At 49.7% G+C, this 15,951-nt stretch carries 11 protein-coding genes; 6 read left to right on the top strand and 5 right to left on the bottom strand.

Going from position 1 to position 15,951, the window contains the following annotated elements; translation table 11 throughout:
• Positions 1-159: 159 nt before the first annotated feature.
• From AC0J20_RS11250 to AC0J20_RS11230, 5 genes are read right to left on the bottom strand one after another with little or no spacing between them, the layout of a single operon-like run.
• Positions 160-930: a sugar-binding protein gene (locus AC0J20_RS11250; protein WP_473021711.1), complete on the bottom strand. Its 771-nt coding sequence runs from the start codon at positions 928-930 to the stop codon at positions 160-162.
• Positions 920-1,426 carry a gluconokinase gene (locus tag AC0J20_RS11245; protein WP_473021710.1) on the bottom strand — a complete coding sequence of 169 codons (507 nt, stop codon included), beginning with the start codon at positions 1,424-1,426 and terminating at the stop codon, positions 920-922. The genes AC0J20_RS11250 and AC0J20_RS11245 overlap by 11 nt, the downstream gene beginning before the upstream one ends.
• The gene (locus AC0J20_RS11240) at positions 1,423-3,810 is read right to left on the bottom strand and encodes a GH36-type glycosyl hydrolase domain-containing protein (RefSeq protein WP_473021709.1); all 2,388 of its coding nucleotides are present in this window, start codon (positions 3,808-3,810) and stop codon (positions 1,423-1,425) included. Before AC0J20_RS11240 ends, AC0J20_RS11245 begins: the two co-directional genes overlap by 4 nt.
• On the bottom strand, positions 3,807-5,159 hold the full coding sequence (locus AC0J20_RS11235) for an MFS transporter (RefSeq protein WP_473021708.1): 1,353 nt from the start codon (positions 5,157-5,159) through the stop codon (positions 3,807-3,809). The genes AC0J20_RS11240 and AC0J20_RS11235 overlap by 4 nt, the downstream gene beginning before the upstream one ends.
• Before the next feature lie 16 nt (positions 5,160-5,175).
• Positions 5,176-7,692 carry a glycoside hydrolase family 3 protein gene (locus AC0J20_RS11230; RefSeq protein WP_473021707.1) on the bottom strand — a complete coding sequence of 839 codons (2,517 nt, stop codon included), beginning with the start codon at positions 7,690-7,692 and terminating at the stop codon, positions 5,176-5,178.
• 235 nt (positions 7,693-7,927) lie between these two features.
• Between AC0J20_RS11230 and AC0J20_RS11225 the strand changes: the two genes are divergently transcribed.
• The 6 genes from AC0J20_RS11225 to AC0J20_RS11200 all read left to right on the top strand — a co-directional run bounded on the left by AC0J20_RS11225 (position 7,928) and on the right by AC0J20_RS11200 (position 15,945).
• The gene (locus tag AC0J20_RS11225; RefSeq protein WP_473021706.1) at positions 7,928-9,277 is read left to right on the top strand and encodes a GH1 family beta-glucosidase; all 1,350 of its coding nucleotides are present in this window, start codon (positions 7,928-7,930) and stop codon (positions 9,275-9,277) included.
• Positions 9,278-9,311: 34 nt separating this feature from the next.
• The gene (locus AC0J20_RS11220) at positions 9,312-10,844 is read left to right on the top strand and encodes an MFS transporter (protein WP_473021705.1); all 1,533 of its coding nucleotides are present in this window, start codon (positions 9,312-9,314) and stop codon (positions 10,842-10,844) included.
• A 22-nt stretch (positions 10,845-10,866) separates the two neighbouring features.
• The gene (locus AC0J20_RS11215; protein ID WP_473021704.1) at positions 10,867-11,868 is read left to right on the top strand and encodes a LacI family DNA-binding transcriptional regulator; all 1,002 of its coding nucleotides are present in this window, start codon (positions 10,867-10,869) and stop codon (positions 11,866-11,868) included.
• A gap of 163 nt (positions 11,869-12,031) precedes the next feature.
• The gene (locus AC0J20_RS11210; protein ID WP_473021703.1) at positions 12,032-13,702 is read left to right on the top strand and encodes an alpha-amylase family glycosyl hydrolase; all 1,671 of its coding nucleotides are present in this window, start codon (positions 12,032-12,034) and stop codon (positions 13,700-13,702) included.
• Positions 13,703-13,709: 7 nt separating this feature from the next.
• A complete protein-coding gene (locus tag AC0J20_RS11205; protein WP_473021702.1) occupies positions 13,710-14,489 on the top strand; it encodes a hypothetical protein in 780 nt (259 codons plus the stop codon).
• Between the two features lie 46 nt (positions 14,490-14,535).
• A complete protein-coding gene (locus AC0J20_RS11200) occupies positions 14,536-15,945 on the top strand; it encodes a winged helix-turn-helix domain-containing protein (protein WP_473021700.1) in 1,410 nt (469 codons plus the stop codon).
• Positions 15,946-15,951 lie beyond the last annotated feature (6 nt).

The raw sequence follows: 15,951 nt of genomic DNA, 5'->3' as shown, positions 1-15,951 counted from the left end.
AGAAAGGGCTTTCTCGAGGCGCCGATATGCTTCCATGCTTCCGAGAAAGCGCTTTCTCAATTTAGTTCAAGTGATTCCGTCAGTCAATAATAAATTAACAATCAATTAACAAAAATTATGTAAGTTACTGAAATTAGGTAAGTAAAAAATTTCTATTTGTTATTTTTGTGTAGTTGTTGTGGGCTGCAATTGATATTGTCCAAACACGTCAGCGTTGATATAACCCAGGTTTTTATCACCATCCACAGGTTGGATAGCCGTGGAACCATAAAAATGCTCACGATAACCCTGCCCGTCAGCGTCACAATAGGCCAGCATAAAGCCGATATCCTGATGACTTTTAAGGGCTAACGGGGGGAGCGGGTGAGCATCGCTGTAGGCATCAGGATAGAGGTTCATTGCAACTTCCCAGATTACCGGATAGGGTTCGCTGTCAGTGCGTTGCCAGCGGCTTTTCAGGTGATGGTTCAGTAACACCACCGAGTTTTCTCCCGCGCCCCGGTTCTCGCCAATATCGGCTACCTGGTTGTCCAGAGCAATATGATAGGCGAAAGCGTTGTGGGTATAGAGGTGGTTACCACCGGATGCGTCTGAGTCGATAAAGATCTCCAGACAGTCGTCATCCCAATATTGGGTTTTCGGATTGGGGTAGTAATCCGCTAACACGTCATCCTGGATTTCTGCTAACAGGTAGAGTTTGCCTTCATCCCAAAGCAGTTTAAAGCGACCGGAAAAGTCAGCTTTGTCCGGAATGTCACCGAGAATGTGATTATCCAGAGGCCACCAGGGGGCCTGTTGCCAAAGTTCGTCCACTTGCCCATCAATGACCGGGGCTTGGGCAGTGTGCCTGATCCCAATCCGTTCTGCGGCAGACGTTGTGCCAATCAGGTTGATCATTAGCAGAGAAAAGATAGTGCGTTTAATGGTCATGGATATTTTCCAGTTGTGACAGAACCTGGTTAAATAGTATCCCTGAATTTAGACTTCCATCAAAGTGTAAAACGTCAGGTTCATTCTCCGGTGGCTCCAGTGTCGCCAGTTGGCTTTGCAACAGGGTCGTGCCGGCAAAGTGCTGCTGACGCCCGGCAAGGCGTTGTAGCAGGGTGTCTTGATCTACCTTCAACCACAAAAAGATGACCTGCCTGGCCATCTTTCTGAGGCGCTGTCGATATGCCGCTTTTAACGCAGAGCAGGCCAGTACGCCGGTGGTTTCGCGCTGGCCTTGAATGGCCTGTCCGATACGGTCAAACCAGGGCGCGCGCTGGGCATCCGTCAGGCCAACTCCGGTCTGCATTTGCGCGACAGCTTGCTCGCTATGATAGTCATCGGCATCGAGAAATCTAACATTCAGGTGCTGCGCTATTTGCTGCGCCAGGGTGGATTTACCGCAACCGCTGACCCCCATTACCACATACAGCCGATTCACTGGTCAGTTTCCGTCGGTAGCAATACCAGCAAATCGTTGTCGGCTGTTAACTGCTCTGTAGCGATGATGTTGCCCTGTACCGGTGTGTCATTTAACACCAGCGTTTGCTGGCTAAGGTCCGGATTACGACGATATCGCACCTGGAGTTTGTGACCGCGAAACGTGCGCAATACCCGAGCCTCCGGCCATTCCGGAGGCAGTTGCGGTTGCACCAGTAAACCGTTTTCTGTGCCTTTCAGGCCAAAGATTTGCTCCGTAATAGTACGCATAATCCAGGCGATAGTACCGGTATTGAACAACCTGCTGGACAGTCCACAGTATTCCGGGTGTTGCGGGCTGGCGCCCCGATAATAATTCGGCACAAAATTAGGGAGTTGTTGCTTTTGCAACGCCTGATCGGAACGACACAATATTTGCTGCAAAGTGGCATAGCCGGTCTTGCTGTGGCCTTGCTGATACAAAGCATAAACAAAAAAAGCCGCGGCGTGGTTGTATAGCGAGCCATTTTCGGCCACCCCGGGGAATTTTTGAGTTAAGCGTCCGATATCTTCTACCATCGCGGTATAGGCCGGCGCTAACATAGCCACGCCAAAAGGGGTGCTGAGGTGGGATTGTACCGCGGCCAACATCTGCTGCTCCTGCTCTGGCGAGGCACATTGACACAACATCGCCCAACTCTGCGGGTTCAGGTAGATTTTACCCTGCTGATCGTTTTCAGTGCCAAACAAGCGGCCTGCATCGGTAATGCCCCGACCATACCACTGCTGGTGCCAAAAGTGCTGATTCACATTGTTGTTGATAGCAAGCGCTTGCTCTTGCCAGTAGTTGCTGGTTTCAGTCTGATTGACCCGCATTAACAGGTTTGCCCAAATCTGGAAGGCCCAACTGCTGGCCATGGATAACCAGCTGGAAACCCCTTTGCCCTGATGACCAACCATATTCATGGGATCGCACCAGTCGCCTTGTTCAATAAGACTCAGGCCGCGCTCATCTAACTGGGCCTGCAGCCATTTCATCGCCAAATCGATATGCTGCAAAACCGTTGCTTTTTGTTCAGCATCCGCAAAAGGCACAGTATCATTCAGCACAGCAAAATCATCGGTTTCATCCAGATAAGCCTGCAAGGTGATTGGCAGCCAGACACAGGGATCGGCATGGGGCACCTGATTGATGTATTTTAAGCTGGCTTTGTCATGCAACAGAATACCATCCGGCATCGCCCCGGAACTGGCCTGCTGAGCCAGCGACTTGAGCAATGCCTGTTTGTAATAGTCTGGTGCCAGATAGCACATCCCCATGGCGTCCTGCAGATAGTTTCGGGTTTGTGGATCAGTGGTCAGTCGGTTGACATCACCGTGATAATAAACCTGCCGTGGCAACCAGTGGTTGATAATCTGGTTAAGTTCCGCATCCGGAGTTTGTGCCTGGATACAGGCTGAATGTGCGTTCAGGTATTGCCGGTACTGAAAACGGGTGTCGTCCTGTTGTTGCGCCGTTAAATAGCGTGCCCGCAAACGCTGAATTTGCGCTTCATCTCGTGCGGCACCAAATATAAAACCAAGTTGCTGGCTGTCCTGTGCCTTGATGTGCTTATCAAAGTGCATCACAGCGACAGGTGTTTCGTAAACCGCCTGGGTATCGCCCAGAGAACGATTGTTCAGCGCTGCGGGGTGGCTCCAGCCACCACTGCCGAGAAATTGCGCCAGATTAGCGGCGTAACTGTCGGGCTGCTGATCGGCACTAAAAAAACTCAGTTCCAGATAATCTTTTTGGCGGTAGTAATCTGGTAGTTTTTGGTAGGGCGTGATTTTGGTACCAATAATACTGTTACTGACGGGAGAATAATTCGCGCCCTGATTCATCCAGGACTGATAGCCAATATTAAAACAAGGATAGATGCTCAGGCTGCGAGACGTATTGCTGCTATTGCTGATCTTAAGTTGCCAAATCTCGACGACGTCATCACAGGACAGACTAACCCGGATATCGAAACACCAGTCCAGATGGCGAATATGCCAACAGATTGCGTCGTTTTCCAGCGTGAATCGAAACTGCTGTAGTGGTTTGCTCATGGGTTCAGACGGCAGGGAAAACAGTTCCTGTGTTTGATGATCCCTGACATAAAAAAATCGTCCCGGGTGGCCCTGATAATAATAATGCTCTGGCTGAAGAAAGGTCTTCGCCTCCAGTGCCGGACCGCAGGAGTAGGTAGCGGGCTCAGGCTGCATAAAGTGACAACTGGCAAAGCCGCGACAGGTCATGTTGAGCAACATTTTTTTGTTCCACAGATAGCCACTGGCATTGGGAATGTCATCGGGATTGTAAAGGTGGATGGCACCTGTGTGCTGATCAAACTCAAATGGCGCTGATTTATTGTGGTTCATGACAATGTTTCCCTTCTTTGCTGCAAGTCCTGCTGAATGTGTTCCAGTCGTTGTTCACTGAGTGAGTAAAAGTGAATGATCACCACCGAAATCAGGGCAAACAGTCCCGGAAGCAGGCTCATTAGCAGTAGAATGCCCTGTTCCGAGGCATCGTTTTGTACCTGATTGGGGGTGTAACCCAGCGAGGCCAGACCCCAGCCAATAGTGGCTCCGGCCAATGCACCGCCCAGTTTTTGGGAAAAGGCTGCCGCTGAAAATACCATAGCGGTTGCGCGTCTGCCGTTTTTCCATTCGCCGAAATCGGCGGTATCGGCATACATTGAAAATACCAGTGGCGATTTCGGTCCCAGACACAAGCCAATCAGGCACTGCAAAGAAAATATTAACAGCAGGTTGTCTTTGGGGATGAAGTAAAACAACACCGAAAATAAAGTAACCGCTGACATCAGCACCATCAGTAAGCGACGCTTATCAATGAAGCGGCACAACAACGGCGTAATTGCCGCTCCTGTGGCCAGTGACAGCATATATACCATGCCAAACAGGCCAATCAGATCTTCGCGACCGACATAATATTTCAGGTAAAAGGTGCCTGAACTGCCGCGCAAGCTGATTGTCAGCATGATAATCAGGGCCAGAGAAAATAAGATTAACCAGGGTTTGTTGTGCAACAGATCCTGAATATCAGTCCAGGTACTGCTATGTTGCTGACTGGGTACCTGAATGCGCTCCCGGGCACTGAAAAAGGTGGTAATGAAAAGCAGGCTGGTTATCACGCCGTAGACCATCATGGTGAGCTGCCAGCCCCGGGTATCATTGCCCTGACCCAGTAGTGCTACCAGCTCCGGGGTACACCAGGCCACCAAAGTGCCACCACTGAATGCACCAATAAACCGGAAAGAGGTCAGCTGCGTGCGTTGCTGCGTATCAGATGTCATGATGCCCATCAACGCGCCATAGGGAACATTAATAAAGGTGTAAGCCAGCATCAGAAAGATATAGGTACCATAAGCCCAGACAAGTTTACCGTCCTGATCCAGGTCCGGTACGGTAAAGGTTAAAACCCCTGCTGCGGCCAGTGGAATCGCCCCCCAAAGCAGATAAGGGCGAAATTGTCCCCATCGGGTGCGGGTGCGGTCAGCCAGGGCGCCCATGATAGGGTCGGAAAACGCATCAATCAGGCGGGTCACCAGCATCATGGTGCCGACGGCGGCCGCTGATATACCAAATACATCGGTATAAAAAATCAATAGAAATAGATCCAGCACCCGCCAGTAAAAGTTGGATGCTACATCACCCATGGCATATCCCACCTTTTCTCTGATGGGCAGCATCATATTGTTGTTCATGTTCTGTCGGGTCCTGTTATTGAGCGAAGTCGGCACAATTCACACTGGAATCTTGCTGTGGTGCCACTATTTGCACTTCTGCCACTGCAAGGGTAATGGCCTGATTACTGCTGATTTCAAAGGGCACTACACTGTTTTGGAATTCCATTCCCAGCGCTTGCAGACAGGTCAGCGGAACTGTCAGGGTTTGCCAACGGTTGTCTGTGGTCAGATAAGGACGCAGATCCAATTGAGCGCCGCAATGTTGTTTGTCGGGATTGTCGCAACCCTGCTGTAACCAGATCGGTGCGTCAGATTTGTCTGCACTGCGAAGAGCAAAGCTTAAGGCCGCTTTTGCCAGCAGATCAGCACGCAAATCTTCTCGAAAATGACTTTTACTGGCAAAGTAAAGGCTGCTGTCTCCCTGCGCTGAAAACGTCACCTGTAGCGCGTCTTCCTGAATGGCCTTATCGATGGTGCGAAAGCTGAGCTGTTGCATTTGGTGGGTATTGCTATTCACCTGCAAGCGCTGCTCACCTTCCCGCAACCACAAGATCCAGGGTTTTTGGGTTTGACCATTGAAAATCACTCTTGGCAAGGTGCTCTGTGCACTGCTGCTGACCTGTTCGTCTAACGTCACATTATCCAGTGGCCCGGATTCGCCATACTGCAAGCCAAAACCATAGGGCAGCAAGGGATGGTAGTCTGGGTCAAAACGATTGACTTTCTGGTGGGCTGTTTTGGGCCAGGAAAAGCTGAGTTTGCCGCTGACCGGATACGCAATCTTGTCATCTTTGTCACGCAGGATGACATCGGCAATCCCCTGACCTTCGCTGCCGGGCAACCATGCTGCTACAAAAGCGTCGGATGCATTCAGCTCGGCATTTACCCACATGGGTCGGCCACTGAGAAAAATGGCCACCACCGGAATCCCCCTGGCTTTAAGCTTTTGCAATAGCGCCAGATCCTGCTTATCGCCGGCCTGAAAATGCAGATCGTTGCGATCCCCATGACCTTCTGCATAGGGTGATTCTCCAAACACTACGATGGCTACATCGGGCACCTGCTCAAACTCACCGGTGACACTGAGTTCCGTGCTGCCTCCGGCATTGCGCACCTGTTCTGCTATCCCCTGGTAGATGGAAGTGGCACCGGGAAAATCACTGTTTTGATTACCGGTGCCCTGCCAGGTAATAGTCCAGCCGCCGGATTGTTTACCGATATTGTCAGCCCCATCTCCTGCCACCAATATGTGTTGTTTGGGCGACAATGGCAAAAGCCCGCCTTTGTTTTTTAGCAACACTAACGATTCACGTACGGCTTTACGGGCGATTTCCCGGTGTGCCGGGGCACCAATAAGCGCTTGTTTGTTAGCATATAACCTTTCAGCAGGGGCCGGGCGTTCAAATACACCAGCCAGGAGTTTTACGCGTAATATACGGCGTACTGCGTCATCTACCCGCGTCATTGGGATAATGCCATCACGGACCTGTTGTACGGTATTGTGATACAGAGGACGCCAGGCAGCGGTAGGTGCCATAAATATATCCAGCCCGGCGTTAATGGCCTGGGGGCAACTTTCATTACTACACCCTGCCACCTGACCATGACCGGCCCAGTCGCCTACCACCAGACCCTGAAAACCCATGCGGGTTTTTAACACATCGGTGAGTAAATACTTGCTGCCGTGGATCTTCTTACCATGCCAGCTATTGAATGATGCCATGACGGTCAGGGCTCCGGCCTGAATACCACTGACATACCCCTGTGCATGAATTTTTACCAGCTGGGATTCGGTATCGATATTGTCACCCTGATCATCGCCACCTATAGTGCCACCATCACCTAAAAAGTGCTTGATGGTACTGATAACCCGATCTGGCTGCATAAAATCCGCATCGCTGCCCTGTAATCCTTGCACAATTGCCGCTGAATAGGCTTTCACAATTTCCGGATCTTCCGAATAGCCTTCATAGGTGCGACCCCAGCGGTCATCCCGGACAGTGGCAACGGTTGGCGCAAAGATCCATTCGATTCCCGTAGCCTGTACTTCCAGGGCTGTGGCCCGGGCAATATCGGCAATCAGTTGTGGGTTGTTTGCTGCGCCTAAACCAATATTGTGAGGGAAAAGGGTAGCGCCGATAACATTGTTGTGACCGTGAACCGCGTCCGTACCCCACATGGTCGGGATAGTTGAACCATCTTCACTGGCATCAATACTGGCCCGATACAGATCATCGGCCAATTGCACCCAGTCAGAAATGGTTGCCTGCTTATTGCCGTAGGGAAACGAGCCACCGCCATTCAGATAAGAGCCAAATCCGAATTTGCGCATATCTGCCACGCTAATATCACGGATCTCGGGCTGAATCATTTGGGCGACTTTCTGTTCCAGCGTCATGTCTTCAAGCATGGTGGTTATGCGCTGTTCCATTTCGGCGGATTCTGGCATTCCGGAGATCTGTGCCGGCCAAAGTGAAACCTGTGCTGATATTTGCGCACTGCTCAGTATCAAACTCAGTGGAATTAAAAGTCTGTTTATTGCTCGTTTCATCATGGTTCTCTAATCAGTTACCTGACAATGCCACAGGAGCGGAATGTCAGATATTCAAATTGTTTTTATGGAAAGCGCTTTCTAAATCTGATAAAAATATTAAGAAAGCGCTTTCTCAAAATTAGAATTGCATGTTATAAACATAAATACAACAGCAAATTAACAATAAGTTTACGGTGGCAGCAGTGTGCTGCTGTGACAATTTCAGTTTACAAATTAACAATGACTCAGTGATATGAAAAACCTTCAGTTAAGCCCTTCTTCCCCCTTAATGCAGCGAGATTTTATCTTCGGTGTGGCCACTTCCTCCTTTCAGATTGAGGGCGATATTGACGGCCGTTTGCCCTGCATTTGGGATACATTTTGCCAGCGTCCCGGGGCAATTGAAGATGCCAGCAATGGCGAAGTTGCCTGTGAGCACGTCGCCAGATGGGAGCAGGATGTTGAGTTATTACAACAGTTGAATGTCAGCGCCTATCGCCTGTCCATTTCCTGGCCCAGGGTGATGACCCAGGAAGGGGAGATCAACGAGTCCGGTTTGCACTTTTATCAGCAATTAATTGCACAATTAAACCGTCTGAATATTCAGGTATTTGTCACCTTGTATCACTGGGATCTGCCACAATACCTGGAAGAGCAGGGCGGTTGGTTGAATCGCGATACTGCCTATGCCTTTGCAAATTATGCGGCTAAAGTGACCGAGCGGCTGGGCAATAAAGTCGCGGCTTATGCCACGTTTAACGAACCCTTTTGTTCTGCCTACCTGGGGTACGAAATTGGTGTACATGCGCCGGGTAAAACCGGTCGGGCATCAGGACGCCAGGCAGCACATCATATCTTGTTGGCCCATGGTTTGGCGATGCCCATTATTCGCAAAAACTGCCCGAATGTGCAGGCCGGAATTGTATTGAATTTTACGCCCTGTTATCCGAAATCCGATAATCCTGAAGATGTGCAGGCGACTACTCTGGCCGATGAGTACATTAACCTATGGTATTTACAGCCTTTGCTGGAAGGTACTTATCCCGATGTGTTTGAACGTCTCCCGGAATCCGACAAGCCGGTTATCCATGAAGGTGATATGGCGATAATCCAACAACCGCTGGATTATCTGGGCGTAAACTTCTATACCCGTCTACACTATTCTGCAGCAACCGACAGCGATAGCTTGTATACCGAGCACGAGCACCAGGGACCTAAAACCGCCATCGGCTGGGAAATTTACCCGGACGCGTTGCGGGAATTGTTTATCAGATTAGCGCAACGTTTTGATCTGCCACCTATTTACATCACTGAAAATGGTGCGGCGATGGCGGATCAACTCGAAGGTGGGCAGGTGATGGATACCGATCGGGTAGCGTATTTTCAGTCTCATCTTGAGGCGTTGGAAGCGGCGATGCTGGCAGGTGTCGAAGTTAAGGGGTATTTTGCCTGGAGCCTGATGGATAATTTTGAGTGGGCCGAGGGTTATACTCAGCGCTTTGGTTTGGTTTACGTGGATTTTCAGAGCCAGCAGCGCACATTAAAACAAAGTGCGCTTGCCTGGCAGGCGTTATTGCAACAAAAACGAGAACTAAATCAGTGAACAGTGGTTTTGAGGGGAAGGAGAGCGGCGAATTATGGCGCAATTAAGTCTGGCGGAAAAGCTCAGTTATGGTGCCGGTGACGCCGCCGCAAACCTGGTTTGGCGTGGTGCCTTGGCCTATATGGCGGTTTTTTACACGGATACCTTTGGCATTTCGGCGGCCGCTGCGGCGATGTTATTTTTGGTCGTGCGCTTATCTGATGGCATTACCGATATTTTAATGGGGATGATCGCCGACCGAACCCAAAGCAAAATGGGTAAGTTCCGCCCCTGGATTCTCTGGTCTGCCCCCATACTTGGGGTGTTTATGGTGCTGTGTTTCAGTACCCCAAATCTCAGCGATTCCGGCAAGTTAGTTTATGCTTACATTACCTATATCGGCCTGACGCTGGCCTATACCATGAGCAACGTGCCTTATTCGGCGTTGATGGGGGTGATGACCCATGACCACAATGAACGCACCAGTTTATCGGGATTTCGTTTTGCCGGTGCCTTTATCGGCGGTATGTTTGTGATGGGCTTTTTACCCATGATGGTTGAAGCGTTGGGCGATGGAAGCAGCGCACAGGGTTATCAGTATGCCATGTATTTTTATGCCGTTTTATTGGTTTTATTAATGCTTGTTACTGTCGGCTTTACCCGTGAAAGGGTGGTTACCAGCCAGCAGTTTACCGGCTCGCTGGGCAGGGAATTGCTGGATCTGAGTAAACAACTTCCCTGGTTGGTTGTGCCGCTTCTGGCCATGACTTTATTCTTTTATTTCCGCAACTGGTCCACCGGGTTGTTTTTTGTGCTTGTGCTGGTGGGTATTGGATGGGCAGTGCGCCGGTTAAAGTCTTCGGCGAACGACAATATCAGCCGAACCCAGCGGGATTTACTGGATCTGCTCGATAACAAACCCTGGTTGATTCTGCTGGGGATTGGTTTTCTCACCATGATGTTCAATGGTGTAAAATACGCCGCGATAGCTTATTACTTCAAGTATTATGTTGGTCTGGAACTGTATGCGGGTCAGTATTTTATTGCGCTGTTGGTCGTGTCGGTGCTGGGCGCTTTACTGACGCCAAAATTGTCTGCCTGGTTGGGACGCAAATGGCTGTTTATCTGGGTACTGCTGCTCAGCAGCCTGTTTACCGGGTTGATGTTTTGGCTACCTTCTGAGCAACTGGCCTGGATATTTATCCTGGGTTGTGTTGCAGAGTTTTTTGCCGCTATGATGCCTACGCTATTTTTTGCCATGTTAGGCGATGCGGCCGATTATTCGGAATGGCGCACAGGAAGAAGGGCTACAGGACTGGTTTATTCTGCCGGTACCTTCGTGCAAAAAACCGGAGGCGGGTTTGCCGGCGCATTAGTACTCTTAGTGTTGGCCTGGTACGGTTACGATGGCCTCGATAAATCAACCGCGCAACAGGCATTACCCGGGATTTTATTGTTGATGAGTTGGATCCCTGCGGGATTTGGCGTTGCGGGCGCGCTGTTAATGTGGTTTTATCCTCTGGATGACAACAAGCAGTCTGAAATTACCCTGGCACTGTCAATGAAACGGCAAACCCAGACTGCTTAAAAACCCTTTCTCTGGAGGATGAGTGGCGACAATTTATCAGGTGGCAGAACGAGCCGGTGTATCTTTATCGACGGTGTCGCGAGTGTTGAATGGCCGTAAAACGGTGAATCCACTGCTCCGTGAAAAAGTAGAAAAGGCAGTTCAGGAACTGAATTATCGTCCCAGCTCAGTGGCCCGCTCACTGGCGAACAGTCGTACTGACAGCATCGGGGTGCTGGTGGCCGAGTTACATACTCCCTTTTTCGGGGAAATGATGCAGGCCATCGAAATGACACTCAGAGCACAGGACAAACATGTCATCATCAGTGTTGGTCACAATGATTTAGCCAAAGAGCTGGATGCCGTTGAATTTTTGATCAGCCGCAATTGTGATGCGCTTATTCTGCATTCTGAGGCCATGTCTGATCAGGATCTGGTGGCGCTGCAATCGCGCTTGCCGGTGTCCATCATCAACCGTCACGTCAAAGAACTGGATGAAGCTTGTTTCTGTCTGGACAACGAATCCGGTGGCTACAGCGCCACGCGGCATCTGATAGAGCAGGGTCACAAGGACATAGCTTACATCTCCGGTCCTGGCAACAAGGCTGATGCCATGTTGCGTCTGGCCGGACATAAACGGGCGCTTCAGGAAGCCGGCATACCTTTCTCTCCGGAAAGCCTGTATGAAGGTCGCTTTAAAGAAGAAGACGGCATTAATGGATTAAAGGCACTGTTGGCCAAAGACATCAAGTTTAGTGCCTTGGTGTGCGCCAACGACTGGATGGCCTCTGGCGCCATGAGTTGCGCCCGCGACATCGGGCTACAACTGCCGGAAGATTTATCCATTGTCGGATTCGATGACGTGGTAATTGCCCATCACGTCTATCCGAAACTGACCACCGTCAGTAACCCGATTTATGAAATGGGTGAGATGGCGGCAAAACATATTCTGAATAAGGTGTATGGTCAAAAGCACCAACTGCAACACCTGTATGATGCAGAAATGGTATTGCGGGACTCTGTGTTGTCCGCTTCACCAGACTGAAGAGCTAACTGAATGGCATTTATTTAATTTTAAATGTAAGTACTTACATACCATAATGGCTTATGTTAAAACGCATTTAAGTGTTTTTAAGAAGGTTTCAGTGTCATAAACCGCTAAATTGTCGGAGGCTTCAAACGAATCTTAATTGTTTGGAGTCTGAACCATGAAATCCACACCAACCCAATCAAACCCGGTAGCCACCTGTTTGTTACTCAGCAGTATTATCTTGCTGCTGGCGACCATCAATAAAAGCTGGGCAGAGACCCCTGACTTTTGGCGCAATGCCACCGTGTATTTTTTGTTAACCGACCGTTTTAGCAACGGGGACCCGGGGAATGACGCCAGTTATCAACGTCATCAGCAGGCTGCACTCTTAAGAGGCTTTGAAGGCGGGGACATCAAAGGGATTACGCAACAAATCGAAGCCGGTTATTTTAACCGTCTTGGTGTAGATGCTATCTGGACTACGCCGGTGATTGAACAGATACACGGGTTTGATGTGTCCGACCGCCTGACTTACGCCTACCATGGCTACTGGCCCAAAGACTGGACGGCTGTGGATGCCAATTTTGGTAGCGAAGCGGATTTAGCCGCTATGATCAAGGCCGCCCACAAACAGGGGATTCGGGTACTGGTGGATGTCATCATTAACCATACCGGCCCCAAAACCGAGCAGGATCAACTCTGGCCAGCGAACTGGGTCAGAACAGAGCCGTTGTGCAACTGGACCAGCTATCAACAAAATGTCAGTTGCGCGTTAGCCACATCCCTGACCGACATTAAAACCGAATCTGAACAGGAGGTTGAACTGCCAGAGTTTCTGCTGGAAAAGTGGCGTCAGGAAGGTCGTCTGGATACTGAACTGGCGGAACTCAGGGACTTTTTTCAGCGTACCGGTTATCCCAAAGCGCCCAAATATTACCTGGTTAAGTGGCTAACCGATTGGGTACGGGAATATGGTATTGATGGCTTTCGGGTGGATACCGCGAAACACGTAGAGCCGGAAATATGGGCGATTTTGAAAAAAGAAAGTGAGTTAGCGCTTGCTCAATGGCGAACTGAGCACCCAGATGACGCATTGGGAGATTTGCCGTTTTACATGGTGGGTGAAGTGTTTAACTGGGGCGTCGCTGGTTTTAAAAGTGCTAACCCTGAAAACAATCAATACAATTATGGCGATAAACAGGTCCAGTTTTTTGATTTTGGTTTTGATGCCTTGATCAATATGGGTTTTGTTAGCCACATCAGCCAGGACACTGAGTCTTTGTTTAGTCAATACTCTGCCTGGTTGCAGGCGCCCGCTTTTAAGGGGAAAGGGATACTGAACTACATCGGCTCCCATGATGATCAGGACTCCTGGGATAGATCCCGCGCACAGATCTGGGACAGTGCGTTTAAGTTAATGATGGCACCAGGTGGTGTACAAATTTATTACGGGGATGAGTTAGCGCGACCTATGCTTGTCGAAGATGCCTTTGGCGACGCCGGTTTGCGCGCGAATATGAACTGGCAGGATCTGACACAGCCTGATACCCAGGCGTTGTTGCGCCATTGGCAAAGGCTGGGACAGTTTCGTCAGCGTTTTCCTGCGGTGGGCGCGGGAAAACATCAAATTATTACAGCTCAACCTTATGTGTTTAGCCGAACCCTGGCAAATCACAAAGCCGTTGTGGTTGCGGCGGATTTGAAGCCAGGCAACAAGACGCTTCTGGTTGCGGATGTCTTTACCGAAGGAACCCTGTTGCAGGACTATTACTCTGGGCAGCAAGTCAGGGTAAAGGAAGGTCAGGTAATCATAGATAGTCCCTGGTCCTGGGTGTTGTTAGGGGAGTAAAAACAGGGTGCAGCAAACACCGGGGGTTACCATTGCATTACTCATTGGGCGACTGACAGACATTGCGGAAACACTGAAGCATCACCGTCATGGATTAGGGCTGTTAGCTCTGGGCTCTGCCGGTGATCAGGGCAGAATGGATTGCTTCTCTGACCTCGACTTTTTTGCCATTGTGGCACCTGGCTGTAAGTGGCAGTTTATCGAGAATTTAAATTGGTTATCGGAGATTTGCGACATTGCTTATGCTTTTCGCAATAGCCGCGATGGCTACAAATTGCTGTTTAGTGACGGTGTGTTTTGTGAGTTTGCGGTGTTTGAGCCGCAAGAGCTGGGGCACATTCCTTACGAAACTGGGCAGTTTATCTGGCGAGATGACAGTCTGCCCGAATCTCTGGCGGCACCCGCTCAGGCGTTGCCAACGGCCAACATAGACGAAGACTTTTTATTAGGTGAACTGCTCACCAATCTGTATGTGGGCCTTTGCCGTTATCGCCGCGGTGAGTGGTGTTCAGCGATGCGTTTTGTTCAGGTTTACGCGCTGGACCGACTCATTTCACTGCTGGATATATCTCTGTCTGAGGAACGCTTAACCACCCGGGACGGGTTTTGTGTAGACCGGCGGGTGGAATTGCGTCACCCGGCCTATTTGTCGGATTTTAAGGTTATGCTCTCAGGCGTAGAAGATTTGCCACTTTGCGCACAACATATGCTGGACTTTGTGCGCAAACACTACGAAATCAACCCCGCAATGGCGGCCAGGATTATGGACCTGGTAGCCACTCCCTAAACTTCCCGTTAGTATAGCGGACAAGCTCCGCTACTTACTTCGATGAATGAAAATTAAGATCCGCCACTATGTGCTCAATACCCACACCCGTGAACTGGTGTGCGCTGATAAGGTACAGGTGTTGCGGCCAAAAACTCTGGCTCTGTTGCGTTACCTGATTGCCCACCCGGAACAGATCATCAGCAAATCACAACTGCTGGATGAAGTCTGGGATGATGTGCAGGTGAATGAAGGGGTTATTTTTCAATCCGTCCGTGAGATCAGACAACTGTTTTCTGACATTACGGTTATTCAGAATCATCCCCGTAAAGGTTATGAATGGTTAATTGCGACAACGCCAATACCTGAATCACATGAGGAAAGTGAGTATTTACCTTCACCCAATTCATCTAAAGCAAAGAATATCCTGTTGATCAGAGCGATGATAGCTATCAGCTTTATACTGCTGTCTGGCGCTGCGTCATATTTCTGGTTTAACAATGAAAACCAAAAACTGTTGCTGATAGCGCCGGTTCAGAGCCGCATTGATCGCAATGACCATCAGTGGTTAGCAGATTCCGGTGCAGCAATGCTCAGGGAAATACTGAGTAAAAAGCAAAGTACACGGAAAATACGGTTGTTCAGTGAGGCAGAACTTGCTGCCGGGTCTGATAGCTGGTCACTGGCGGTAAAGACATATGGCGATGTGTATGACTATAAGTTGATTTACAGCCTGTCCAATCAACAACAGGCTCAGCAATTTGTGCTGTTCAGCCATGATATTGAACTGGCATTTTCCACCCTGGCGGAAAACGTAGACGGGATGCTTGGTCGCAATGAAATCGACAGCGAGCCAGAACAAACACGTTTGGCGCAAATGGTTCAGGCCTATGAAACCGACTGGGCACTGGCGATTCCGGTGTTGCAGCGTCTGATTGTGGACCCTCAGTCAGATACTGAGGGGGTGATTATGCTGGCCAGACTATTGATCTGGAAATCCCGTGAGCCTGAAGCGAAAGCGATAGTTAACGAAGCATTGCAGGCGACGCAAATCAGTGAACATCAACAGGCTCGCCTGTTGTATTTAAAAGCTTTATCGCAATGGCAAAGTGCACCTGAACAGGCTTTGTCAATTATCGCCAGTGGATTGCAGCTGACTCAGGCTGAAACTAACTGGCTGACTCGCGCTAAACTGGAAGAGTTACAGGGCGATGTTTATCGCGCCCAGACTAAGCCCGTAGAAGCCATGCGCAGCTACCTGAAAGCCCAGTCGTTTTATGATGAGATCAATGCTCCTGTCAATGCGGCGGGGCTGAAACTCCGATTGAGCTTGTTACATCTGGAAACCGGACAAAGCGATTTGGCCAGACGGGTATTTGAACAGGCCAGAACCTTGATTCAGTCCAAAGAAATGTCTTTTTTATACGGTGAGTTGCAGGAATTTTCTCAGTATTTCCCCGAAGCGACAACAAAGTAACTTCGG

This window comes from Planctobacterium sp. R6, from assembly GCF_055755215.1.
Note: the sequence above shows the minus strand (reverse complement) of the source record. Positions and strands in the feature narration are given on the sequence as shown.

Coding starts and splice junctions, on each gene's coding strand:
- AC0J20_RS11250 (WP_473021711.1), bottom strand. CDS start 930: ATGACCATTAAACGCACTATCTTTTCTCTGCTAATGATCAACCTGATT.
- AC0J20_RS11240 (WP_473021709.1), bottom strand. CDS start 3,810: ATGAACCACAATAAATCAGCGCCATTTGAGTTTGATCAGCACACAGGT.
- AC0J20_RS11235 (WP_473021708.1), bottom strand. CDS start 5,159: ATGAACAACAATATGATGCTGCCCATCAGAGAAAAGGTGGGATATGCC.
- AC0J20_RS11230 (WP_473021707.1), bottom strand. CDS start 7,692: ATGAAACGAGCAATAAACAGACTTTTAATTCCACTGAGTTTGATACTG.
- AC0J20_RS11225 (WP_473021706.1), top strand. CDS start 7,928: ATGAAAAACCTTCAGTTAAGCCCTTCTTCCCCCTTAATGCAGCGAGAT.
- AC0J20_RS11220 (WP_473021705.1), top strand. CDS start 9,312: ATGGCGCAATTAAGTCTGGCGGAAAAGCTCAGTTATGGTGCCGGTGAC.
- AC0J20_RS11210 (WP_473021703.1), top strand. CDS start 12,032: ATGAAATCCACACCAACCCAATCAAACCCGGTAGCCACCTGTTTGTTA.
- AC0J20_RS11200 (WP_473021700.1), top strand. CDS start 14,536: ATGAAAATTAAGATCCGCCACTATGTGCTCAATACCCACACCCGTGAA.